The 21,630-nt window shown below is 63.1% G+C and carries 18 protein-coding genes; 9 read left to right on the top strand and 9 right to left on the bottom strand.

All coding sequences use genetic code 11. The features are described from left to right. Positions 1-27 precede the first annotated feature (27 nt). Positions 28-1,578 (bottom strand): nitric oxide reductase transcriptional regulator NorR, encoded by a 1,551-nt coding sequence (gene norR, locus CXP40_RS15855; protein ID WP_106734550.1) that lies wholly within the window; start codon positions 1,576-1,578, stop codon positions 28-30. 192 nt (positions 1,579-1,770) lie between these two features. Here norR and hmpA point away from each other — a divergent pair, with 192 nt between their 5' ends. Genes hmpA through CXP40_RS15840 form a run of 3 tightly spaced genes read left to right on the top strand, consistent with a single transcriptional unit; the run spans position 1,771 to position 4,384 of the window. Then, a complete protein-coding gene (gene hmpA / locus CXP40_RS15850; protein WP_106734549.1) occupies positions 1,771-2,952 on the top strand; it encodes an NO-inducible flavohemoprotein in 1,182 nt (393 codons plus the stop codon). Between the two features lie 18 nt (positions 2,953-2,970). After that, positions 2,971-3,222: a transmembrane sensor/regulator PpyR gene (locus CXP40_RS15845; protein WP_106734548.1), complete on the top strand. Its 252-nt coding sequence runs from the start codon at positions 2,971-2,973 to the stop codon at positions 3,220-3,222. After that, a complete protein-coding gene (locus CXP40_RS15840; RefSeq protein ID WP_106734547.1) occupies positions 3,209-4,384 on the top strand; it encodes an NnrS family protein in 1,176 nt (391 codons plus the stop codon). The genes CXP40_RS15845 and CXP40_RS15840 overlap by 14 nt, the downstream gene beginning before the upstream one ends. A 101-nt stretch (positions 4,385-4,485) precedes the next feature. Here the strand turns inward: CXP40_RS15840 and rimI are convergent, their stop codons facing one another. From rimI to CXP40_RS15825, 3 genes are read right to left on the bottom strand one after another with little or no spacing between them, the layout of a single operon-like run. Then, positions 4,486-4,938: a ribosomal protein S18-alanine N-acetyltransferase gene (gene rimI / locus CXP40_RS15835; RefSeq protein ID WP_021488733.1), complete on the bottom strand. Its 453-nt coding sequence runs from the start codon at positions 4,936-4,938 to the stop codon at positions 4,486-4,488. A 32-nt stretch (positions 4,939-4,970) separates the two neighbouring features. Continuing rightward, positions 4,971-5,759, bottom strand: a complete 789-nt coding sequence (locus CXP40_RS15830) for an energy transducer TonB (protein ID WP_106734546.1) — start codon at positions 5,757-5,759, stop codon at positions 4,971-4,973. 20 nt (positions 5,760-5,779) lie between these two features. Then, positions 5,780-6,718 carry a LysR family transcriptional regulator gene (locus CXP40_RS15825; protein WP_106734545.1) on the bottom strand — a complete coding sequence of 313 codons (939 nt, stop codon included), beginning with the start codon at positions 6,716-6,718 and terminating at the stop codon, positions 5,780-5,782. A 110-nt stretch (positions 6,719-6,828) separates the two neighbouring features. Here CXP40_RS15825 and CXP40_RS15820 point away from each other — a divergent pair, with 110 nt between their 5' ends. The 3 genes from CXP40_RS15820 to CXP40_RS15810 are packed head-to-tail and all read left to right on the top strand — an operon-like array spanning position 6,829 to position 9,855. Next, positions 6,829-8,178, top strand: coding sequence for an acyclic terpene utilization AtuA family protein (locus CXP40_RS15820; protein ID WP_106734544.1), 1,350 nt, complete (start codon positions 6,829-6,831; stop codon positions 8,176-8,178). Further along, on the top strand, positions 8,178-8,498 hold the full coding sequence (locus CXP40_RS15815) for a hypothetical protein (RefSeq protein WP_106734543.1): 321 nt from the start codon (positions 8,178-8,180) through the stop codon (positions 8,496-8,498). The genes CXP40_RS15820 and CXP40_RS15815 overlap by 1 nt, the downstream gene beginning before the upstream one ends. A 49-nt stretch (positions 8,499-8,547) precedes the next feature. After that, on the top strand, positions 8,548-9,855 hold the full coding sequence (locus tag CXP40_RS15810; protein ID WP_106734542.1) for a CitMHS family transporter: 1,308 nt from the start codon (positions 8,548-8,550) through the stop codon (positions 9,853-9,855). Positions 9,856-9,915: 60 nt separating this feature from the next. Here CXP40_RS15810 and CXP40_RS15805 read toward each other — a convergent pair whose 3' ends face one another. Both CXP40_RS15805 and CXP40_RS15800 read right to left on the bottom strand, forming a co-directional pair. Next, positions 9,916-11,160 carry a saccharopine dehydrogenase family protein gene (locus tag CXP40_RS15805; RefSeq protein ID WP_106734541.1) on the bottom strand — a complete coding sequence of 415 codons (1,245 nt, stop codon included), beginning with the start codon at positions 11,158-11,160 and terminating at the stop codon, positions 9,916-9,918. Positions 11,161-11,293: 133 nt separating this feature from the next. Then, positions 11,294-12,391 (bottom strand): carboxynorspermidine decarboxylase, encoded by a 1,098-nt coding sequence (locus CXP40_RS15800; protein ID WP_036998618.1) that lies wholly within the window; start codon positions 12,389-12,391, stop codon positions 11,294-11,296. Between the two features lie 305 nt (positions 12,392-12,696). Between CXP40_RS15800 and mksB the strand changes: the two genes are divergently transcribed. The 3 genes from mksB (at position 12,697) to mksF (ending at position 17,617) form a co-directional block, all read left to right on the top strand. Continuing rightward, positions 12,697-13,938, top strand: coding sequence for an Mks condensin complex protein MksB (gene mksB / locus CXP40_RS15795; protein ID WP_106734540.1), 1,242 nt, complete (start codon positions 12,697-12,699; stop codon positions 13,936-13,938). A gap of 158 nt (positions 13,939-14,096) precedes the next feature. Continuing rightward, a complete protein-coding gene (mksE, locus tag CXP40_RS15790; protein WP_106734539.1) occupies positions 14,097-14,789 on the top strand; it encodes an Mks condensin complex protein MksE in 693 nt (230 codons plus the stop codon). Then, a complete protein-coding gene (gene mksF / locus CXP40_RS15785; protein WP_106734538.1) occupies positions 14,786-17,617 on the top strand; it encodes an Mks condensin complex protein MksF in 2,832 nt (943 codons plus the stop codon). Before mksE ends, mksF begins: the two co-directional genes overlap by 4 nt. Before the next feature lie 104 nt (positions 17,618-17,721). Here mksF and CXP40_RS15780 read toward each other — a convergent pair whose 3' ends face one another. From CXP40_RS15780 to CXP40_RS15770, 3 genes are read right to left on the bottom strand one after another with little or no spacing between them, the layout of a single operon-like run. Beyond that, complete coding sequence (locus CXP40_RS15780) at positions 17,722-20,028, bottom strand: PqiB family protein (RefSeq protein WP_106734537.1); 2,307 nt, start codon at positions 20,026-20,028, stop codon at positions 17,722-17,724. Beyond that, a complete protein-coding gene (locus CXP40_RS15775) occupies positions 20,021-20,638 on the bottom strand; it encodes a paraquat-inducible protein A (protein WP_106734536.1) in 618 nt (205 codons plus the stop codon). Before CXP40_RS15775 ends, CXP40_RS15780 begins: the two co-directional genes overlap by 8 nt. Further along, on the bottom strand, positions 20,625-21,284 hold the full coding sequence (locus CXP40_RS15770) for a paraquat-inducible protein A (protein WP_106734535.1): 660 nt from the start codon (positions 21,282-21,284) through the stop codon (positions 20,625-20,627). The genes CXP40_RS15775 and CXP40_RS15770 overlap by 14 nt, the downstream gene beginning before the upstream one ends. Positions 21,285-21,630 lie beyond the last annotated feature (346 nt).

Here is a 21,630-nt window from a genome sequence, read left to right as displayed (position 1 = left end):
TGACAGACCCGGTGCGCACAGCGCACCCTACCGAATGCCCAGCCGCCTGGCCAAGCGGCTGAGGTTGGCGCGATCCACGCCCAGCTCACGCGCCGCATCGGCCCACTTGCCCTGATGGCGCGCCAGGCACTGTTCGATCAACTGGCGCTGAAAAGCGTCAACCGCCGTGCGCAGCTCCACACCTTCCGGCACCGGCTCGCCGGACGCCAACACGGCCTCGACGGCTGCGCTCGCCTCACTGCTCGGCAAGTCCAGATCCTGCATATCCAGGCTGAGAATGCGCGGTCGCTCGCCATGGCGCGCCAGCGCCTTGATCGCCGCGCGGCCGATCAGGTGCTCCAGCTCGCGCACGTTGCCTGGCCAGTCGTGGCCCAGCAGCGCCTTCTGCGCCTCGGCACTCAGGCGCAGGCTGCGCAGCCCGAGCCGGGCGCGGTTCTCTTCGAGGAAGTAGCCGGCCAGCAACAGCACATCGCGGCCGCGCTCCCGCAGCGGCGGCACCGGCAACGGGTAGACGCTCAGGCGGTGATAGAGATCGGCGCGAAACCGTCCGGCACGCACTTCGGCCGCCAGATCGCGGTTGGTGGCGGCGATCACTCGCACATCGACGCGGTGCTCGCGATCCGAGCCAACCCGTTGCAACTGGCCGCTCTGCAGCACGCGCAACAGCTTGGCCTGAATCGCCAGCGGCAGCTCACCTACTTCGTCGAGGAACAGGCTGCCACCATCGGCCAGCTCGAACTTGCCGCTGCGCTCGCTCATCGCGCCAGAGAAGGCGCCGCGTACATGGCCGAACAGTTCACTCTCTACCAATGCATCGGGCAACGCCGCGCAGTTGATGCTGACCAGCGGCCGCTGCGCACGCGGCGAGGCGGCGTGGATGGCTTCGGCCACCAGTTCCTTGCCGACACCGGTTTCACCGGTGATCAGTACGGTCAGCGGGCTGTCGCCGACCAGGCGGATTTCGTCCTGCAGCTTGCGCAGCGCCGCGCTCTGCCCCACCAGCTCGCGCGGCTGCTGACGCGCCTGCTTGTACAGTTCGGTGAGCTGGCGCTCGGCCTCGACCCGCTGCGCCAGGCCGCTGATCCGCTGGCTGACCTTGACCGTGGCCGCAGCCAAGCTAGCAAAGGCGTCGAGGCTGTCCAGATCGAGCCGCCCGAAGCTGGCTGGATCGAGCGAGTCCAGGGTCAGCAAACCCCAGAGCTGCTCGTCCAGGTACAGCGGGCAACCGAGGCAATCGTGCACTTCCAGGTGGCCATGCAGCCCCTCTACCAGTCCATCGTAGGGGTCAGGCAGGCCGCAATCAGCAGCGAAACGGGTCGGCCCGGCGTGCTCCAGCAACGCAGCCAGACGCGGATGCTCGCTGACCTTGAAACGTCGTCCCAGGGTATCGGCGCTCAACCCCTCAACCGCCAGGGGCACCAGAATTTCTCCGTCGAGCCGCAGCAGCGCCACGGCATCGCAAGGGAATAACTGGCGCAAGGCCGCGAGCAGTCGGCGATAACGCTCGCCATCGTCCAGCTCGCGAGACAGATCGGCGACCAAGGGAATAAGAGTTTCCAGCAGAGGATTAGCGGTCATTTCGACTACTCAAAGTCTTTATGACCCGTAAACAGAGCGAGTCATTAAAACAACAATAAAAGCAAGCCACTGATATTTAAGGATTATTTACCTGGCACGCTTACTGATAGGTATCTACCGCTAACGCTAGCACGCCACAACCGGCCAGACGAGCCACACCGGCGTCTTTATTTGCCTTGCGGAGATACCCTAATGCTGACCAACGCTCAACGTGACCTGATCAAAGCCACCGTGCCACTGCTGGAAAGCGGCGGCGAAGCGCTCACCACCCATTTCTACCGGATGATGCTCAGTGAGTACCCCGAGGTGCGCCCGCTGTTCAACCAGGCGCACCAGGCCAGCGGCGATCAGCCGCGCGCCCTGGCTAACGGCGTATTGATGTACGCGCGCCATATCGACCGACTCGAAGCCCTCGGCCCGCTGGTACGCCAGGTGGTGAACAAGCACGTCGCCCTGCAGATCCTCCCCGAGCACTACCCCATCGTCGGCAGTTGTCTGCTACGCGCGATTCGAGAGGTGCTGGGTGCCGAGATCGCCACCGATGCGGTGATCGATGCCTGGGCCGTGGCCTACCAGCAACTGGCCGATATCTTTATCGGTGCCGAGGAGCAGCTCTATCAGGACAACGCCAGCGCGCCTGGCGGCTGGCGTGGCGCGCGGGCCTTCCGCGTAGCACGCAAGGTCGTCGAAAGCGCCGAGATCACCTCCTTCCATCTGCTACCTGTCGATGGTGGTGCCCTGCTCGACTACCAGCCGGGCCAGTACATCGGCATGCGCCTGCTGCTGGACGGCGAAGAGGTACGCCGCAACTACTCACTGTCGTCCCTGGCCAACGGCCGTGAATACCGCATCAGCGTCAAGCGCGAGCCTGGCGGCCGTGTGTCCAACCATCTGCATGACGAGGTTCAGGTCGGCGATGTGCTGGACCTGTTCCCGCCCGCTGGCGAGTTCACCCTGAGCGAGTCGGACAAGCCGCTGGCCCTGATCAGCGCCGGCGTCGGCATCACCCCGGCACTGGCCATGCTCGACGCGGCGCGGCACAGCGGCCGGCCCATCCATTTCATCCACTGCGCACGCAATGCCGAGGTGCATGCCTTCCGCGACTGGGTCGATGCCCATGCCGCCGAGCATCCGCAGATTCGCCACTACGTGTGCTACAGCGAGCCGCGCGCGGGTGACCGGGCCGACGCCGAGGGTTTTCTCAGCCGCGATCTGCTGGAGCAATGGCTGCCGGCCGAGCGCGATCTGGACGCCTACTTCCTCGGCCCGAAACCCTTCATGGCGCAGGTCAAGCGCCACCTGCAGGCACTGGGCGTACCGGCCGAGCAGAGCCGCTATGAGTTCTTCGGCCCGGCCTCGGCTCTGGATAGCTGAACGATGAGGAGGTGAACCATGTACCCACTGAATCTTCCACCGCTGCAGATTCTGCACTTGTCCAGCCAGTTGCTCTGGGCCGGCCTGATCCTGCTGCTGGTGGGGCTGGTGGCAGCCTATGGCCTGGAGAAGCACCTGAACATGCCGACGCTGGTGCTGGCGCACAGCCTGACACTACTCGGTCCCAGCATCTTGAAGATCGGTTATGTGCTGCGCCTGGTCGCGCAGCAACGCCTGAAAGACGAGGCATGCGCACATGCAATTGCTTGATCGCAAGCGGGCACTGGCCATCGCGCCCTTCTGGCGCCTGGGCTTTCGCCCGTTCTTTGTCGCCGGAGCCCTGTTCGCCGTGCTCGCCATCGCCCTCTGGGCGGCGGCGCTGCACGGGCTGACCAACCCGGCGGTGCCGGGTGGCATGCTGGCCTGGCATCGCCACGAAATGCCCTTTGGTTTCGGCCTGGCGATCATCGCCGGCTTCCTGCTCACTGCCGTGCAGACCTGGACTGGGAGTCCGGGCCTCAGCGGCCGCCTTCTGGTCGCACTGTTCGGGCTGTGGTTGGCCGCGCGCCTGGTGTGGTTCTTCCCCGTGCCACTGGCACTGCTGATCGCACTGCAACTGGCCTTTATCGGCCTGTTCATTGCTCAGATGGCACGCCAGCTGATCACCGCCCGGCAACGCAACAACTACCCGATCCTGCTGGTGCTGAGCCTGCTCGCGCTGTGTCAGTCCGTCACGCTCGCCGGCCTGGTACACGGCGACGATAGCCTGCAACGCCGTGGCGCACTGGCCGCACTGTGGCTGATTGCAGTCATGCTGAGCCTGATCGGTGGCCGGGTGATTCCCTTCTTCACCCAGCGCGGCCTGGGTCGGGTCGAGGCCTTCGCCGCCCATCCCCGGCAGGATCGTTTGCTGCTGGTCTGCGGCGTGCTGGTCGCCGCCCTGTTCGCCAGCGGGCATAACCTGCTGGCCCGCTCCTGGCTGGCCGTGCCGTTCATCGTGCTGAGCGTGCTGCACGGCCTGCGTCTTTGGCGCTGGCATCTGCGCTGCATCTGGGGCGTGCCGCTGCTGTGGTCGCTCCACCTGGGCTACGCCTGGCTTCTACTCGCGACGCTCGGCATGGCTGCGTGGCACCTAGGCTGGTTGACGCAACCCAGCCTGGCCAACCACGCCCTGGCGGTGGGTGCGATGGGTGGGCTGATCCTGGCGATGATGGCGCGGGTCAGCCTCGGCCACACCGGCCGCGCATTGCAACCGCCCCGGGCGATGTCGTGGGCTTTCGGCTTACTCAATCTAGGCGCGCTGATTCGGGTCTCGGCAGGCAGCAGTGGGTTATGGCTGGCGGCGCTCTGCTGGGCCGTAGCCTTCGCCCTGTTCGCCTGGCACTACGCGCCGATGCTGTATCGGGCACGGGTCGACGGACATCCAGGGTGACTGGACTGGCAGTGCCAACACCGTAGGGAGGACTCAGGAGCGCAAGCGAACAGTCAGCCGATTGCTACCGCGAACGGTTCTAAGCCCAATGCAGCCAGACCTCAATCAACCAGCGTGCAGGCCATCACCAGCGCGTCTTCGCGGCCGCCAACAGCCGGGTAGTAATCGCGACGCCGACCGACTTCATTGAAGCCAAAGCGCTCGTACAGGCGATAGGCACTCTGGTTGCTGGCGCGCACTTCAAGGAAGCATTCACGTCCACCCAACTCGTAAGCCTCTTTCATCAGATGTTCGAGCAGGCGCAAGCCAAGACCACGGCCCTGGCTTTCCGGCTTGACGGTGATATTGAGCAGGTGCGCTTCGTCGAGGATCAGATTGATCACGCCGTGACCGACCTGCTGATTACCTTCGAACATAAGCCAGCAGTTATAGGACTTGAGGCTGTCGGTGAAGATGCCGCGCGTCCACGGATGACTGAAGGCGGCGTATTCGATCTTCAGCACGGCATCGAGATCCGCCTCGGTCATCGGGCGGAAGGAAATCGCATCGCTCATTAAGGAAAACTCGAGGGCAAAGACGGGGATTCTCAGGAATGTGCAGGCGCTAGCCAGCGCTGACGAACACGCCGCATCGCCTGCCACAGCTCGCGCTTGCGCGTTGGCTCTTCCATCAGCAGCTCCAGGCCCGGCAAGGCCCAGCAGGTACCCAGCCCCTCGACCTGCAACTCGCGATTGTAGCTGTGCTCGTCACCCTCACCAGCGAAACGAATAGCCGGCAGGCCAACCAGCCACAGGCAGGCGCTCGGCTGCTCTTCCAGACGCGCAGCCACGAAGCTCTGCACGAACTCCAGCGCCGCTTGCGGGCCTTGATCCATATTGCCGCGCACCAGCAGCGGCCAGCGCACCGGCTCGCCGAGCAGTTGCGGGCTGTCCGGCAGGCCGGCGGCGCGCAGCAAATCCTTGAGCAGGATGTAGGCCGGGTCGCGACTCTGGAAAGGCTGCCCGGTGGGCAGCTCCACCAGCAAGGCACAATCGCCGGCCCGCAGCAACTGCAGGGAAAAACGCGGCGGCGGGACACTGACACGAGCCGGCTTTTCCTCGACCTGCTCCGGTTCCGCCACCGGCTCGACAGACGCCTGGCGGGGCTGTGCGCCCGGGCGCGGAATTTCGATCTTCGGCCGCTCGACCGGCGTCTCGCGTACCGGCTCGGCCACCGCAGCCAGCGGTTCGCTCACGATAGCCAGCGGCGGTTCGGCAGGCGGCGGCGCCAGCAACTCGGCACGCGATGGCGCGGCAAAGGGCAGCTCGGTACGCGGCAGCCAGGTGGCTACCTGCATGGCATCGAGGTAGGCGCGACGGCGCAGCTCGGCATTCAAACCAGAAGTATCCAGTGCAGTCATTCGATAGGGGAGCGATTGTCGCGTGAATCGAGGGACGCGGATAGTCCCTGAGCGTCGCCCACCTGTTGCCGCAATAAGGCAATGAAGACCTGCGCCGGCGGGCTCAGGTAGCAAGGTTTGCGCTGCAGCAGGCCGATGCTGCGCGCTGGCGCTTGACTGAGCACGTGCACAGCGAGGCTACCGTCGCTGTTGAAGGTATCGGCGACGCTGGCCGGCAGCAGGGCGAAGCCCAATCCTGCACGCGCCAACGCGGCGGCGCTGCTCATGTAAGCCACTTCCCAGGCAGGATCACGCAGCAATCCCATACGCTGCAGGGTTTCATCGGCCATGCCACGCAGACTGGTGTCGCGGGTGGTGGCGATGTAGTCCTGCTCACGTAGCGCTGCGAGTAACGCCTTGCCGCGCAGGCGCTCTTGACCGCGCACAAGCAGCACCAGGCTGTCGTCGTAGAGCGGCTGGAAATCCAGCGCGCCGAGGTCGTCGGCCGTCGAGGTGATGGCGAAATCCACCTCGGCCGCACTCACCCACTGACGGATTTCCCCGGCGCGGCCGTCGTGCAGGCTGATGTCGATACCGGGATAGCGTCGCCGGTATTCCTGCAACACCCGTGGCAGGGGCTCGATGGCCACCGACGGCAACACGGCGATGCGCAGCGAGCCACTCTCCAGATGCAGTTGCTCATGCGCGTCGTGCACCGCGTTGTCCATGTCACGCAGCAGACGGCGAGCCTGCTCGAGAAAACGCAGGCCGGCGGCGGTCAGCTCCACGCTGCGCGTGTTGCGCGCCAGCAGCGACAAGCCGAGGGCATCTTCGAGTTTGCGTAGGCTGTAGCTAAGCGCCGGTTGCGACAGGTGAACCCGCTCGGCGGCGCGACTGAAACTGCGGTGTTCGGCAATCAGGACGAAGGCCTGAAGCTGGCGAAAGCTGATGTCCATGGTTCGGCAACTTATAAAATTATCTTATCAATTCATATCACATTTCGAATTCACAACTAAATCCATAGGCATCACCCTTGCTGCATACCTGACCGTGAAATGGATCGACAATGACCACAACAGTCCATATCGGGTGCGGCGCGGGCTTCGCCAATGATCGCCCCGATGCCGCGCTGGCGCTAGCCAACGACCTCGCTGGTCGCGACGGCCGACGCTTCCTGTTCTTCGAACTGCTGGCCGAGCGCACCCTGGCCGAAGCCCAGCTACGCCGCCTCAACGATGCCCAGAGCGGCTACGCCCTGCGTCTGTTCGACTTTCTCGAACCGGTGCTGGAGACCTGCCTGGACACTGGCATCGCCATCGTCACCAACGGCGGCGCTGCCAACCCCACCGCCGCCGCCACACGTCTGCGTCAGCAGTTGCAGGGCACGCGACACGCTTCGGCACGCATCGCCTGCGTACTGGGTGACGACCTGCTCGACAGCGACATCGATCTGCAGCAGTGGCTGCCCGCGCAACTCGATGGTGAGGTGGTCTCGGTCAATGTCTACAGCGGTGCCGATGGCATCGTCCAGGCGCTAGATCAGGGCGCCGACATCGTTCTCTGCGGCCGTGTCGCCGACCCCAGCTTGGCGGTCGGACCGCTGCGCCATGCCTTCGGCTGGCAGGCCGATGACTGGGACCGCATCGCCCAGGCCACGGCAGTCGGCCACCTGCTCGAATGCTGCACCCAGGTCAGCGGCGGCTACTTCGCTCACCCCGGCCTGAAGGACGTACCGGACCTGGCCAATGTCGGCTGTCCCATCGCCAGCGTATCGGCCGAGGGACAGATCATCATCAGCAAAGCGGCCGGCACCGGAGGTTGCGTCACCGAACGCACGGTCAAGGAACAACTGCTCTACGAGGTCCACGACCCAGCCAGCTACCTGACACCGGACGTGGTCATGGACCTGAGCCAGGCCCATGTTCGGCAGGTCGCAACCAATCAGGTGGCGGTCGAGGGCGTGCTCGGCAAGCCGCAGCCGACACACCTCAAGGGCCTGGTCGGCCTGCGCGGCAAGTGGTTCGCCGAAGCAGAGATTTCCTACGCAGGCCCCGGCGCCGTGGCTCGGGCAGCGCTGGCGCGCGACATCCTGCTGCAACGCTGCGCCAAGCTGGCGCCGCAGCTCACGCCTTGGATCGATGTGATCGGCGTTGCCAGCCTGTTCAACGACGCTGGCGGTCAGTGGCTGCAGCGGCACCTGGCACAGGCGGCCGATTGCCAGGATGTGCGCCTGCGCATCAGCTTTCTGAATCGTGACAAGGCCCTGCTGGAGCGCCTGCTGCTCGATGCCGAATCGCTCTACACCAACGGCCCCGCCGGCGGTGGCGGTGTACGCCGGCATATCGGCGAATCCCTCGGCACCGCCAGTTTCCTCATCGAACGCACCGCGGTGCGGCAACAGCTGGAGTGGTTCTGATGACCGATGTACTGCTGTGCGACTACGCCCACGCTCGCGCTGGCGACAAGGGCAACACCCTGAGCGTGGCGGTATTCGCCTTCGCCGCCGAGCACTATGCCTGGCTGGCTCGTGAGTTGACCTGCGAACGGGTGACCGAATGCCTGAACCACCGCGCCATTGGCACGGTGAAACGCTACGAGCTGCCGAACCTGGGCGGCCTCAACTTCGTGGTGGAAAACGCCTTGGAAGGCGGCGTCAACGCCAGCCCCGGACTGGACCGGCACGGCAAGAGCCTCAGCTACGCCCTGCTCGGCCTGAGGCTGCCGCCTCCAGACTGAGCCGGCATTTCACCCTGTCTCCAACAATAACAACACCGGAGAGATCGATATGATCACCGCCCTGGGCTTCGGCCTGATGTTTCTCATCGTCACCCTGATCCTGCTGCGCAGAATCAGCCCACTGGTCGCCTTCGTCACCCTGCCGGTGATCGCCAGCGCCCTCGCCGGTTTCGGCCTGAGCGAAATCGGCAAGTTCATCACCGAGGGGCTGAAAGCCGTGGCTCCAACAGCCACGCTGTTCATCTTCGCAATCCTCTACTTCGGCGTCATGCGCGAGCGTGGCCTGTTCGCGCCGCTGGTCAATTTCCTGCTGCGCAGTACCGGCGGCAAGCCGCTGGCGGTAGCGGTAGTCACTGTCGCGGTAACGGCGGTGACCCATCTGGACGGCATAGGTGCCGCGACCTTTCTGCTGGTGATTCCGGCTCTGCTGCCGCTCTACCTGCGCCTGGGCATGAAGCGCGAAATGCTCCTGTGCCTGGTGGTGCTCAGCGCCGGGGTGATGAACATGGTGCCCTGGGGCGGCACCACGGCGCGCGCCTCGGCGGTAACCGGCATCGACGCCTCGCAGTTGTGGATCTCGCTGATTCCCGTGCAGGCAGTCGGCCTGGCACTGGTCATGGCGCTGGCGGTGTTCCTTGGCCTGCGTGCCCAGCGCAGCTTCCAGGGCCATGGCGTGATCGCCGGTCACGAAACCGCGCATGCGGATGAATCTGGCGACGACAGCCGTCAGCTGAGTCCAATGAGCTGGCGCTACTGGGCCAACCTGGCGCTGACCCTGATCATCCTCGCCTGCCTGTTCACTGGTGCCTTTCCGCTGTTCGCCTGCTTCATGGTCGGCCTCGGCGTCGCCCTGGTGCTCAACTACCCGAGCCTGGCGGAGCAGAACCAGGCCGTATTGCGCCACGCCAGCGATGCCATGCAGATGGCCTTGGTAATGCTCGCGGCCGGCATCCTGCTCGGCGTGCTATCCGGCGCAGGCATGTCCGATGGCATGGCGCACTGGATGATCAACGTCCTGCCCGAAGGCTCGGCCAACTGGCTGCACGTGATCATCGGCGCCTTCGGCGTGCCGCTGGGCATGCTGTTCTCGCCGGACGCCTACTACTTCGCCCTGCTGCCGGTGATTCGCGATGTCGCCGTGGCTGCGGGTGTCGACGCCCAAGCCGTAGCCAGCGCCATGCTGATCGGTGAGAACACCGGCTTCGGCATCAGCCCGGTAGTGCCGAGCGTTTACCTGGCCATCGGCCTGGCCGGCGTCGAGCTGTACAAGCACATCCGCTATACCGTGCTGTGGGCTTGGGGCATCAGCCTGGTGATGCTGGCAGCGGCCGTGCTGTTTGGTGTGGTGACAATCTGAGACTGCTCCGAAACGAAAAAGGATCGCCGAGGCGATCCTTTTTTCATTCTGCAGGGCGAATCAGGCGGGCTGATTCCACGGACGGTCGCCGTGCTCATCCTTGATGCGCGTCGGCAGGCCCATTACGTCCAGCAGCGTGAGGAACGGCTCGGCCGGCAACTCTTCGACATTGACCATGCGCTTGGCATCCCATTCGCCACGCGCGACCAGCAGCGCTGCGGCGACTGGCGGTACGCCAGCTGTGTAGGAAATGCCCTGGCTGTCGGTCTCGGCGAAGGCGTCTTCGTGGTCGGCCACGTTATAGATGAACAGCTCGCGCGGCTGGCCATCCTTGGTGCCCTTGACCAGGTCGCCGATGCAGGTCTTGCCGGTGTAGCCCGGCGCCAGCGAGGCGGGGTCCGGCAGCACGGCCTTGACCACCTTAAGCGGTACCACTTCGAGGCCTTCGGCGGTCTTGACCGGCTGCTCGGAGAGCAGGCCGAGGTTCTTCAGCACGGTGAACACGTTGATGTAGTGATCGCCGAAGCTCATCCAGAAGCGCACGTTCGGTACATCGAGGTGCTTGGACAGCGAGTGCACCTCGTCATGGCCGGTCAGGTACAGGTTCTGTACGCCCACCACGGGCAGGTCGTCGGTGCGCTTGACCTCGAACATGCTGTTGGGTGTCCACTGGCTGTTCTGCCAGCTGTAGACCGTACCGGTGAATTCGCGGAAATTGATTTCCGGGTCGAAATTGGTGGCGAAGTACTTGCCGTGCGAACCGGCGTTGACGTCGAGGATGTCGATCGACTCGATCGTGTCGAAGTACTGTTGTTGCGCCAGAGCGGCATAGGAGTTGACTACGCCCGGGTCGAAGCCGACGCCCAGGATCGCGGTCACGCCCTTGTCCTGGCATTCGGCCAGGTGCTTCCACTCGTAGTTGCCGTACCACGGCGGGGTTTCACAGATCTTGCTCGGATCTTCGTGGATGGCGGTGTCCAGATAGGCGACGCCGGTGTCGATACAGGCGCGCAGCACGGACATGTTGAGGAACGCCGAACCGACGTTGATGACGATCTGCGATTCGGTTTCGCGGATCAGTGCCTTGGTCGCTTCCACGTCCAGGGCGTTCAGTGCATAGGCCTTGATCTCGCCGGGCTGCTTGAGCCCGCCCTTGGCCTGCACGCTGTCGATGATGGCCTGGCATTTGGAGATGTTGCGCGACGCAATTGCAATGCGACCTAACTCGTCATTGTGTTGCGCGCACTTATGGGCCACCACCTTGGCAACACCTCCTGCTCCAATGATCAGAACATTCTTCTTCAATTGTTTCACCTCCTGGGTACTGCGTTTTGGACAATTATTACGTTGGAAATCGTAGGGTGGACGACGCTTCATTCGTCCACCGAACACATGCGCCATGGTGGATGGGAAAAGCGTCATCCACCCTACGACAAGATCACGACAGACTGGACAGGTAGTCGTCGAACTCGAACTTGCGCGCCACCTCGACACTACCGTCGAGTTGTTTCACCACGATGGACGGCATCTTCAGACCGTTGAACCAGTTCTTCTTGACCATGGTGTAACCGGCCGCGTCGATGAACGACAGGCGATCACCGATCTGCAGCGGCTTGTCGAACTGGTACTCGCCGAAAATATCGCCCGCCAGGCAGGATTTGCCGCAGACCATGTAGGTATGTTCGCCATCGTTCGGCGCCATCTTGGCGTTGAGGCGATAGATCAGCAGATCGAGCATGTGCGCTTCGATGGAGCTGTCGACCACCGCCAGATGCTTGCCGTTGTACAGGGTGTCGAGCACGGTCACTTCCAGCGAGGCGCTCAGGGTGATCGCCGCTTCGCCCGGCTCCAGATACACCTGCACGCCGTATTTTTCGGAGAAGGCTTTAAGGCGCGCGCAGAAGGCATCGATCGGATAACCCTCGCCGGTGAAGTGGATGCCGCCACCGAGACTGACCCACTCGACCTGAGCGATCAGGTGGCCGAAACGCTCTTCGATGGTGGTGAGCATCTTGTCGAACAGCTCGAAGCTGCCGTTCTCGCAGTTGTTGTGGAACATGAAGCCGGAAATCTGCCCCATGACCTGCTCGATCTTCGCAGGGTCCCACTCGCCGAGGCGGCTGAATGGACGGGCCGGGTCGGCCAGCAGGTAGTCGGAGCTGCTCACCTGCGGGTTGACGCGCAAGCCGCGGATGGTGCCTTCGGTACGCTCGGCGAAGCGTTCGAGCTGGCCGATGGAGTTGAAGATGATCTTGTCGCAGTTGGCGACCATCTCTTCGATCTCGTCGTCGGCCCAGGCCACGCTATAGGCGTGGGTTTCGCCAGCGAATTTCTGCCGGCCCAGCTTCAGCTCATACAGCGACGACGACGTGGTGCCGTCCATGTACTGCTGCATCAGGTCGAACACCGACCAGGTGGCGAAGCATTTCAGCGCCAGCAGCGCCTTGGCACCGGAGTTCTCGCGCACGTAGGCGATCTTCTCCAGGTTGACCAGAAGCTTCTGTTTGTCGATGAGGTAGTACGGCGTCTGGATCATCTCGTCGCCCCAGCAAGGTCGGCCAATGGGCACCATAAAAGGCACCCTGAAAAAAGTGGACGCGAATTGTGCCGATAACCGGCGAATATCGAAAGGGCATTGGGGATTTTTTGTACAACAGGCCATGACCAATATTGGGCCTGTTCGAGCTGACAGGCTAAGAACCTGGGGTTACAGGCCGATGACGCTGCGCGATCACCTTGCCCTGCATCGCAACACCTGCCTCTGATCGATTCGGACTCAAACCGGGCATCCACCTTGCAGTACAATTGCTCCTTTTTCACTTGCCTGGAACCGGCGCCTCGATGATCGATCCCAAGCGCGTTTTGCGCGCCCTCGCCGAACACTGGACGTTGCTCGAACCGCTCTGCGAACGTTTCGACGCGGGCACCCTGAGCCTGGTCGAACTGCGCGGCCAGCTCGCCACGCAGTTGCCCGATGCCACGCCCAGCGACACCACTGCCTTGCTCGACACCTGGATTCGCCTGGACATCCTCGTGCCAGTGGCGAAGAGCCCCAACCGTTTCGAGCTCAACGCGCAGATCCATGATTTTCTCGCCTACCTGCGCCGCGAGCACCGCCTCGGCCTGTGCCTGGAGATCGAAGCCTACCTGCGCCACCTGGAGCGCCTGGCCGGCTACATCCAGGACGCCTTCGAGGTGCGCGACGCCCACGACCTGGCGCGTCAGTTGCGCCTGCTCGACATGCGCGTGCGCGACGTACTGAAGAAGTTGGCCAACGATGAACAAGCGCTGGTCAGCGTGGCCGACCGGGCCAAGACCAGCGACCGGCAGATTCCCCTGCGCCAACGTTACGCCGAGGTGCTGGCCACCTGGGACGAATACGTCGAGCCGATGATCCAGCTGGTCGCCGCTGACGGCGCCTTCGAGCAGGGCGTGCGCCGCGTCGAACAGGTGCTGCTGCGCCTGCTCGGCGATCAACAGCGCCTCGGCCAGTTGGTCGACGACGACCTGCTGCTGCGCACCCATGCGCGCATCCTGGAAATGCAGACCACCGCCCAACTCACCCTGCGCAAGGCCCGCGAATTGCTCCTGCCGCTGCGCGAGGAAGCCCGCCGGCACAACGCAGTGACCCGCGGAGCCGCACTGGCGCTGTCGGTAATCCGCAAAAAAGGCATCGACGCCGTGCCGCAGGCAGCCATGCCGCTGTTCACCCGGCCGCAAAGCAACTTCCTCGGTTCGGCCAGCCAGGTCGAGGCCTACGTCTACGCCCTGGCGCGCTTCGAAGCCAAGCCGGCGCATTTCCCAAAGGCCAGTAGCAGCCGCAAGGGCGGCGCGCCCAAGGCGCCGAAAACCGCGCGGGAAATGATCGAGCGCTGCGAGCAGGCCCTGCCGCTACCGGACCTGATGACCTGGCTGCTGGAACAGGAGCCGGAAGGTGCCACCGACGAGCTGCTCTACTGGTTCTCGCGTCTGTCGCGCGAGGGCCGCTTCCAGCGCGACCGTCTGGAGCGCCAGACCTACCTGACCCGCGAGCATGAAATCAGCATCAGCTCCTATGCGTTGGTGGGCCGCCCCAGTGCCTGATTTTTACGTAGGGTGGACCGGGGTGCGCAGCCGACGCCTTCTTTGCTCCACCTTGTTGATTGCCTTGATCGAGCCTGTAGGAGCGAGCTCTGCTCGCGAACGACTACGGGACGCTTCGCGAGCAGAGCTCGCTCCCACATTCGTCAGATGACTTGCGTATGAACATCGATCTAAAAGAAATGACCCAACTCGCGGCCGCCTTCCGCGACCTGTTCAAGGGCTACCACATCTCGCGCAGCGAGCCAGAGTGCTACGCCCAGCTGTCCAGCATGCAGGATCAGTATCGTGCACTGTTCCGCGCCCTCGGCTTCGAGCTGGTGTGCGACCCGCGCGGCTTCTACTACTTCGTACCCGAGCAGGTGGCGCCGCAGGTGAACAAGACCGCCCAACGCCTGGCGCTGTTCACCTTCATTCTGGTCGAGCACCTGGCTGACCAGGGCCGCGACCCACTCTCGGTACTCGACGGCGGCAGCATCGGTCGCGACGAGTTGCCGGCGTTGCTGGAGAAGTACCGCGATCTGTTCCTGCAGGCCGAAGTCACCACCTTCGAGGAGCTGGAAGACAAGATCATCCGTCGTCTCATCCAGCTCGGCTTCGCCGAGGACAGCAACGGCGTGTACCGCTTCCTGCCACCGATGCACCGTTTCCTCGACGTCTGCCTGTCGGTGCAACACGACCGCGACCTGGCCGCCAGCCTGCACAGCAGCGACCTGCCACTGCCGGCGCCGGTACTGCTGGACGATGAAGGCGACGCCGATCCGGCCGAAGCCGTGGACGTCGAAGAATCCGAGGAAGACGCCCTGGCCCGCGCCATGGCCGAAGAACGCGCCGCACAGGAGATGGACGCATGAGCCAGGAACGCTACGGCATCCGCCGCTTCGCCCTGCTGAACACCGCCGGCTACAGCCTCGGCCTGTTCCCGCTGGAAAACCCGCTGTCGGTCTACGGCGCCAACAACCTGGGTAAATCCGCCTCGATCAACGCCCTGCAGTTCCCCATCCTGGCGCGCATGTCGGACATGAGCTTCGGCAAGTACAGCCTGGAAGCCTCGCGCAAGTTCTACTTCGCCAGCGACACCAGCTACATCCTCGTCGAAGTTGCCCTGCCCCACGGCCCGCACGTGATCGGCGTGGCCGGTCGCGGCCCGGGAGGCGGCTTCGGCCACCAGTTCTTCGCCTATGCCGGCGAGCTGGATCTGCAGCATTACCAGCAGAACGGCACCTGCCTGCGTCAGCGCGAACTGTTCAAGAACCTTGGCCAGGCCGGCATCACCGCCTACGAACTGAAGCCCGACGAACTGCGTCGCCTGCTGGTCGGCGGTCACACTAGCATCCCTCTGGATTTGACGCTGATCCCGCTGCGCTCGACCAGCGAGCAGAGTCTGAAAACCTTCCGCGCCCTGTTTATCAACCTCCTCCATATGAGGGAGATCACCGCGGCGAAACTCAAGCAGCTGTTCCTCGACGCCTTCGAGCACAGCCTGCGCTCGGGCAGCGTCGACTATATCGCCGCGACGGAAGAGGCGTTTCGCGATGTGCGCCGCATGGAGCAGGACTACCAGGCGCTGGTGACTGCCGGCCCGCTGATCGAGGCACTGGCCTCGGGCGTCACTCAGCGCGAGACTCTGCGCGGCAAGCTGCATCGCCTCTCGCCGCTGCTCGACAACCTGCTGGGCACCTGGCACGACTACGCCGATGCGCGCAAGGAAGAGCTGGTGATCCAGGCCGAGCACTATCGCAACGAGCAGGACGGCCTACAGAACGAACAGCGTGGTGGTACCAGCGAGCTGATGCGCCTGGAGCGCGAGATCAGCGAGATCCAGCGCTGGCTGGGCGAACTGTCGGTGCTGAAGAACCGCTTCGCCCTGGTGGAAAACGCCAAGGTGCTGGAAGAGCAACTACTCGCCGCCAAGGACGCCCACGATGAACTGGCCGGTGCCCTGGCGCAGTCGCGCCAGTTCTCCAGCGAAGACCTCGACGAGCGCCTGCGCGATCTGGAAAAACGCCTCAAGTCGGTCAAGCAGCAGCTCGATCACGCCGACAACAACAGCTACTCACGCCTGCGCGAGGAGTTCAGCCAGCAGGACGTCGATCGCCTGATGCGCCTGTTCAACGGCCAGCTGTTCAGCCTGCCGCTGGGCGAAAAAGGCATCCAGGCCGAGGGCGACGATTGGGTCAAGGCGGTCGAAGCGGTGCTGGATCGCTTCAAGGGCGACACCTTCGCCGTGCCGGGCCTGTCCATCGACCTCAGTCATATCGAGCCACCGGCGCTGCAGGCCCTGGCCGACCGCGCGGCCCTGCGCGACCAGAAGGATCGTCTGGAACGCGAACTCAAGCAGCTCAAGACCCAGCAGTCGGTCGCCGCCGACCGCGCCGCCAGCAAGGCCCAGGCCGAGACGCTGTACCAAGCCGTACTGGATGCGCAGAAGGCCCTGGAAGACTTCCGCAAGAGCCAGACCCTGACTGCCGAAGAGCCGCAGAAGCTGGAGCGCCTGGCCGAACTGGAAGGCGCGCAGGACGAGCTCAAGCGCGCCAGCGATGCCTTCGCCGAGCGCGTGCAGCAGCTGTCCGCCAAGCTGCAACTGGTTGGCCGTCAACTGGCCGATCTGGAAGCCAAGGAGCGCACCCTGGAAGACGCCCTGCGTCGTCGCCAGCTGCTGCCAGCCGACCTGCCCTTCGGCACACCGTTCATGGACCCGGTGGACGACTCGCTGGACAACCTGCTGCCGCTGCTCAACGACTACCAGGACACCTGGCAGGCGCTGCAGCGCATCGACGGCCAGATCGAGGCGCTCTACGCCCAGGTACGCCTGAAGGGCGTGGCCAAGTTCGACAGCGAAGATGATGTAGAGCGACGCCTGCAATTGCTGGTCAACGCCTACGCCCATCGCCAGGACGAGGCGCTGACGTTGGCCAAGGCGCGCCGTGCGGCGGTCACCGATATCGCCCGTACCCTGCGCAATATCCGCAGCGACTACGACAACCTGGAACACCAGCTGGCGCTGTTCAACCGCGAGATCAACAAGCGCCAGGTCTCCAACCTGCAAAGCTTCCGCATCGTCCTGGCACCGAACAAGGAAGCCCTGCGCCACATCGATCAGATCATCCACAGCGCCGGCCAGTATGAGGAAGGTGAAACCCTGTCGGTATTCGACCTGTCGCAATCGGCCGATCAGGATGCGAAGAACGAGGAAGCCAAGGACTACCTGTCGCGCCTGGTCGCCGCCAACGGCAACCAGCTGGGCCTGAAGGATCTGTTCGAACTGGCTTTCGAGATCACCAAGGTGCATGGCCAGCCGATCATCCACACCGACATCGATGGCGCTGCTTCCAACGGCACCACGATGACCATCAAGGCGCTGACCAACATGTACCTGTTGCTGCACCTGATGGATCGCGAGCAGGCCGGACGCGTGCGTCTGCCCTACTACCTCGACGAGGCGGCGGATATCGATGAACGCAACCAGCAGGCCCTGATCGAGACCAGTCTGCAGCTCGGCTTCGTGCCGATCCTGGCCTCGGTGAAGCCGCAGGTCTCGGCCCATGTGGCCATCGACCTGGAAGGCGGCAGCGGCCCCAACGGCATCTATATCGACGAGGCGGATTGGAAGTTCATCAAGCCACGCGAAAGTGCCAAGGTCCAAGAGCCTGTGCAGGAGGAAACTGCCGAGCCTGCCTGACCGCATCGCGGCTGAAGCCGCTCCTACGACTCACGCACGTGTAGGAGCGGCTGGGCGGCATTCCGCTTTAGCCGCGAGCTTTTATAGCCGCAAAAATGATTGGCTCATTGCTCCAACACGATCTTCGGCGCCCAATCCAGCCACCCGTCAACAGGCTCGTCGAACAAGGCAAACGTCTGCCCCGGCAATGCCGGCCCGCCCATCTCCGGATTGTTCGGCGTGGCGAAAGCGATACCGCCCTCGATCAATGCCTCCAGCGACTCGGTGCGCACCTTCAGCCCCTTGAACAGGCCGGCATCGACACCGATACCACTGGCATTCCAGAAGCGGCTGCCCGAACGCACCAGCGGCGCATAGCGTGGCTCGATCAGCACATGGATCAATACACGATCTGAGGTCGGTCCGAGCTCGAAATCCACCACCTTGCCCACCGGCACCTCGCGGTAGCTAACGATCACCCCCGGCTTGATCGACCCCCGCCGTGGCGCGCTCAGCACCAGGCGCAAGCCTTCCTCGCGCACAGTCTGGTTCGGCGGACTGGTCAGGGCGGTGAACTCGGTACGGCGGGCGCCTTTCTGCGCCGACAACTGCACCTCCAGATACTGACCGCTGACCAGCGTGCCGAGGTTCGCGGTACGAGTCAGGCTCAGCTCCGGCTTCACCACCCAGAACTGCGTCCCCTCACGGGCGATCTGCTCCGCCGCCTGAGTGATACGCACATTGAGAATCACCGCCTGCAGGTCATCGGTCAGGCTAAGGTTCTCGACCTTGCCTACCTCCAGCCCCTTGTAGCGCAGCAGCGTGCCCGGTTGCAGGCCATCGCCATCGGCCACGCGTATGGTGATCTGCTGCCCCAACTGCAAGGCACTGTCGCGATCAGCATGTAAAGCGAAGCGCTGCACCTGGCGGTCCGACCTCGCCGCCTGCAGGTCTGGCGTCTCGAAAGCGATACCGCCCGCCAGTAGAGTCTGCAACGACTCGCTCTTGACCTCGACACCGGACAATCCACCCTTGAGGGTGATGCCGCTGGCGTTCCAGAAACGCGTGGAAGTATTGACCAGGTGTACGTAGTCCGGCTCGATATGCACGCCCAGCACGACTTGGCTGTTGTCGCGGGCCAGTTGATAACTCTGCACCGAGCCCACCTTGAGCTGCTTGTAGAGCACCGGACTACCGACCTCGATAGAGCCGAGCTGATCGGTGAACAGCACCAGATGCAGTCCCGGTGCCCCCAGATCCAAAGGCGGCGCCTTGCTCCGCGCGACAAAGTTGCGTGCCGGCGGATTGCCCTTTTCTCCCGGCCGCACAGCGATGTAGTTACCTTTGACCAACGCCTCCAGGCCGGTGATACCAGCCAGCGAAATGGAGGGTTTGACCACCCAGAAATCCGAGCCCTCCACCAGGTACTCTTCGGCCAGTGGATTGATCGTCAGCTCGGCCGTGGCGCTATTGAGGTCACGGTCAACCTTCATGGCTTTCAGCGAACCGACCTGGATGCCCTTGTACATGACTGGCGTTCGGCCTTCCTGCAACCCGTCAAAATCGCTGAGTCTCACGACGATCTTGATACCTGCCTGAGCCTCGTCGTAGTCCTCATAAAGCCGAAACGGCAGGGCTGGATCGGTGGGCGGGCTGTCCTTGCGATGCTCGGGCGTGGCAAAGGCGATACCGCCAGCGACGATGCTGGCCAATGACTCACTACGCAGTTTGAACCCGGAGAGGTCGGCATCGACGCTGATCCCGCTGGCATTCCAGAAGCGCGTATGTTTACGCACCAGATGCGCATAAGCGGGTTCGATGAAGACCTTCACCTCAACAGTGTTCTGATCGTCACTGAGGATGTAGCTCTTCACTCGACCAACCTGGATCTGCCGATAAAAAACCGGGCTGTCCCGATTGAGCGAACCAAGCCGCTCTGCCTTGAGCGTGATGTGCAGCCCCGGGACATCGTCCCCCATGGGGGGCTCCTGAGCCAAAGCGGTAAAGCTATAGGTCGGCTCCCCCTCAGTAGCGGGGCTGAAGGTAATGTAGTTACCGGAAACCAGTGTCTCCAGACCGCTGATACCGGCCAGACTGACGTTGGGTTTGACCAGCCAAAAGCGAGTGCCCTCACGCAGATACTGCTCAAGCTCCTTATTGACCTCCAACTGAGCGACAACGCCTCGATTCTTGCCGCTCTGATCAAGACTGGTGGCCGTTACCTTCCCCACTGCCATGCCCTTGTAAATCAGTTCGGTCTTGCCAGCCTGAATGCCTTCGCCGCTAGCGAATATCAGCTCCACCTGTATGCCGGCTTCGCTGTATGCGCGCCACGCCAACCAGCCGCCAATAAGCAATGCAATAAGCGGCAGAACCCAGATGGCTGACCAATTCGAAGCAGGGCGCGTCTTGGCCAGAGGAAGGTCAGTCATGATCGGTTTCCGTGTTATCCCAGATAAGGCGAGGGTCGAAAGTCAGTGCAGCCAGCATGGTCAGTATCACCACACTGGCAAAGGCGGCAGCACCAGCTCCAGCTTCGATACTTGCCAGGCTGCCAAAATTCACTATCGCCACCAGAATGGCGATGACGAATATATCGAGCATCGACCAGCGGCCAATCCACTCGATGAAGCGATACATCAGGATCCGCTGCTTGGCAGACATCGGTTGATGGCGCTGCACCGAATACAACAGTAGGGCAATGCCCACCAGCTTGAAGGTGGGCACCAGAATACTGGCGATAAATACCACCGCGGCAATCGGCAGCATGCCAAAGTGGATAAGCTCCAGTACGCCGCCCATGATAGTCGCAGGTGAACCTTTGCCGAGGCTGTTGACCGTCATGATAGGCAGCAAATTGGCTGGGATATAGAGAATCGCCGACGTCAGCAACAATGCCCATGTCCTGATCAGGCTGTTGGGACGACGGGCATGAATCTGCCCACCACAGCGACTGCAGTACTGGTGCTTGGCCGCGTCGTCGGCTGGATTGAGTTGATGACACTCGTGACAGACCAGCAATCCAGCCTCAATCGCCCGCATGGATATCCTCCCCGGACAAGGCTTCCCAAATCTGATGCGGCGACATGGTGACCTCCAGCCAGACCTGCACCAGCAACAGCGCGATGAAACAGAACAGGCCAAGACCAAGACTCAGGTCAGCCATATCCATGAGTTTCACCATCGCCACCAGGATGCCCATCAGATAAACCTCGAGCATGCCCCACTCACGCATGTGGTGGTAAATCCGGTAGAGCAACAATCCATAGCTACGGCCAAAGTCGATGCGAATACTGAGCAGCACCAACAACTGGCAAAGCAGCTTGAGTAGTGGCACCGCCATGCTGCACAGAAACACCACCACGGCGATGCCCTGCATACCGCTTTCATACAGCCCGATGACACCGCTCCAGACGGTGTCCTGCGAAGTCTGCCCCAGCAGGTTGAGTTGCATGATCGGCAGGAAGTTGGCCGGGACATAGAGCAGCAGAGCCGTCAGCACCAAGGCCAGGCTGCGCCGAACCACATGGTGACGGTGGCTGAACAACTCATAACCACAACGCGGGCACTCGGCACTCTCGCCATCCTGCAACACCGGCTTACGCATCAACAGATCGCACTCATGGCAGGCGACCAACTGCTCGATCGGCAAGGATGACAAGGACGGTTCGCGCGGCGAGTCAGACATGAAAGTCCCCAGCAGAATTCGCGCATTCTACCCGAGCGGCGCTTTTATTGGTGCGTGCCCCAAGCCTGTAGGAGCGAGCTCTGCTCGCGAAGCTACGTAGGGTGCGCCATGTGCACCACGGCCACCGCATCTTGGTCGGTGCGCGCAGCGCCCCCAACGCGATGGCCTGAGCACATTTTCCACGCCACAAAGAAGAAACCCCAGACCGCGTGTGCGATCAGAGGTTTCGTATAGGAGCTTGACGATGTTCCGGCCGGCGCTCCGGCGGCCGGCGCCCCGGGACTCTCACCGCCACACACCATTTTTTGCGCAGATAGAAGAAACCCCAGACCGCTTTCGCGATCTG

Source organism: Pseudomonas sp. YY-1, from assembly GCF_002843095.1.
Taxonomy (GTDB): Bacteria; Pseudomonadota; Gammaproteobacteria; order Pseudomonadales; family Pseudomonadaceae; genus Aquipseudomonas; species Aquipseudomonas sediminis_A.
This window is presented reverse-complemented; position numbering and strand designations above follow the sequence as displayed.

What these genes read in the sequence shown, in the direction of transcription:
- CXP40_RS15780 (WP_106734537.1), bottom strand. Translation starts at nt 20,028, where the DNA reads ATGACTGACCTTCCTCTGGCCAAGACGCGCCCTGCTTCGAATTGGTCA.
- CXP40_RS15770 (WP_106734535.1), bottom strand. Translation starts at nt 21,284, where the DNA reads ATGTCTGACTCGCCGCGCGAACCGTCCTTGTCATCCTTGCCGATCGAG.
- mksF (WP_106734538.1), top strand. Translation starts at nt 14,786, where the DNA reads ATGAGCCAGGAACGCTACGGCATCCGCCGCTTCGCCCTGCTGAACACC.
- CXP40_RS15775 (WP_106734536.1), bottom strand. Translation starts at nt 20,638, where the DNA reads ATGCGGGCGATTGAGGCTGGATTGCTGGTCTGTCACGAGTGTCATCAA.
- CXP40_RS15840 (WP_106734547.1), top strand. Translation starts at nt 3,209, where the DNA reads ATGCAATTGCTTGATCGCAAGCGGGCACTGGCCATCGCGCCCTTCTGG.
- CXP40_RS15800 (WP_036998618.1), bottom strand. Translation starts at nt 12,391, where the DNA reads ATGATCCAGACGCCGTACTACCTCATCGACAAACAGAAGCTTCTGGTC.
- CXP40_RS15815 (WP_106734543.1), top strand. Translation starts at nt 8,178, where the DNA reads ATGACCGATGTACTGCTGTGCGACTACGCCCACGCTCGCGCTGGCGAC.
- mksE (WP_106734539.1), top strand. Translation starts at nt 14,097, where the DNA reads ATGAACATCGATCTAAAAGAAATGACCCAACTCGCGGCCGCCTTCCGC.
- norR (WP_106734550.1), bottom strand. Translation starts at nt 1,578, where the DNA reads ATGACCGCTAATCCTCTGCTGGAAACTCTTATTCCCTTGGTCGCCGAT.
- CXP40_RS15845 (WP_106734548.1), top strand. Translation starts at nt 2,971, where the DNA reads ATGTACCCACTGAATCTTCCACCGCTGCAGATTCTGCACTTGTCCAGC.
- mksB (WP_106734540.1), top strand. Translation starts at nt 12,697, where the DNA reads ATGATCGATCCCAAGCGCGTTTTGCGCGCCCTCGCCGAACACTGGACG.
- CXP40_RS15820 (WP_106734544.1), top strand. Translation starts at nt 6,829, where the DNA reads ATGACCACAACAGTCCATATCGGGTGCGGCGCGGGCTTCGCCAATGAT.
- rimI (WP_021488733.1), bottom strand. Translation starts at nt 4,938, where the DNA reads ATGAGCGATGCGATTTCCTTCCGCCCGATGACCGAGGCGGATCTCGAT.
- CXP40_RS15810 (WP_106734542.1), top strand. Translation starts at nt 8,548, where the DNA reads ATGATCACCGCCCTGGGCTTCGGCCTGATGTTTCTCATCGTCACCCTG.
- CXP40_RS15825 (WP_106734545.1), bottom strand. Translation starts at nt 6,718, where the DNA reads ATGGACATCAGCTTTCGCCAGCTTCAGGCCTTCGTCCTGATTGCCGAA.
- hmpA (WP_106734549.1), top strand. Translation starts at nt 1,771, where the DNA reads ATGCTGACCAACGCTCAACGTGACCTGATCAAAGCCACCGTGCCACTG.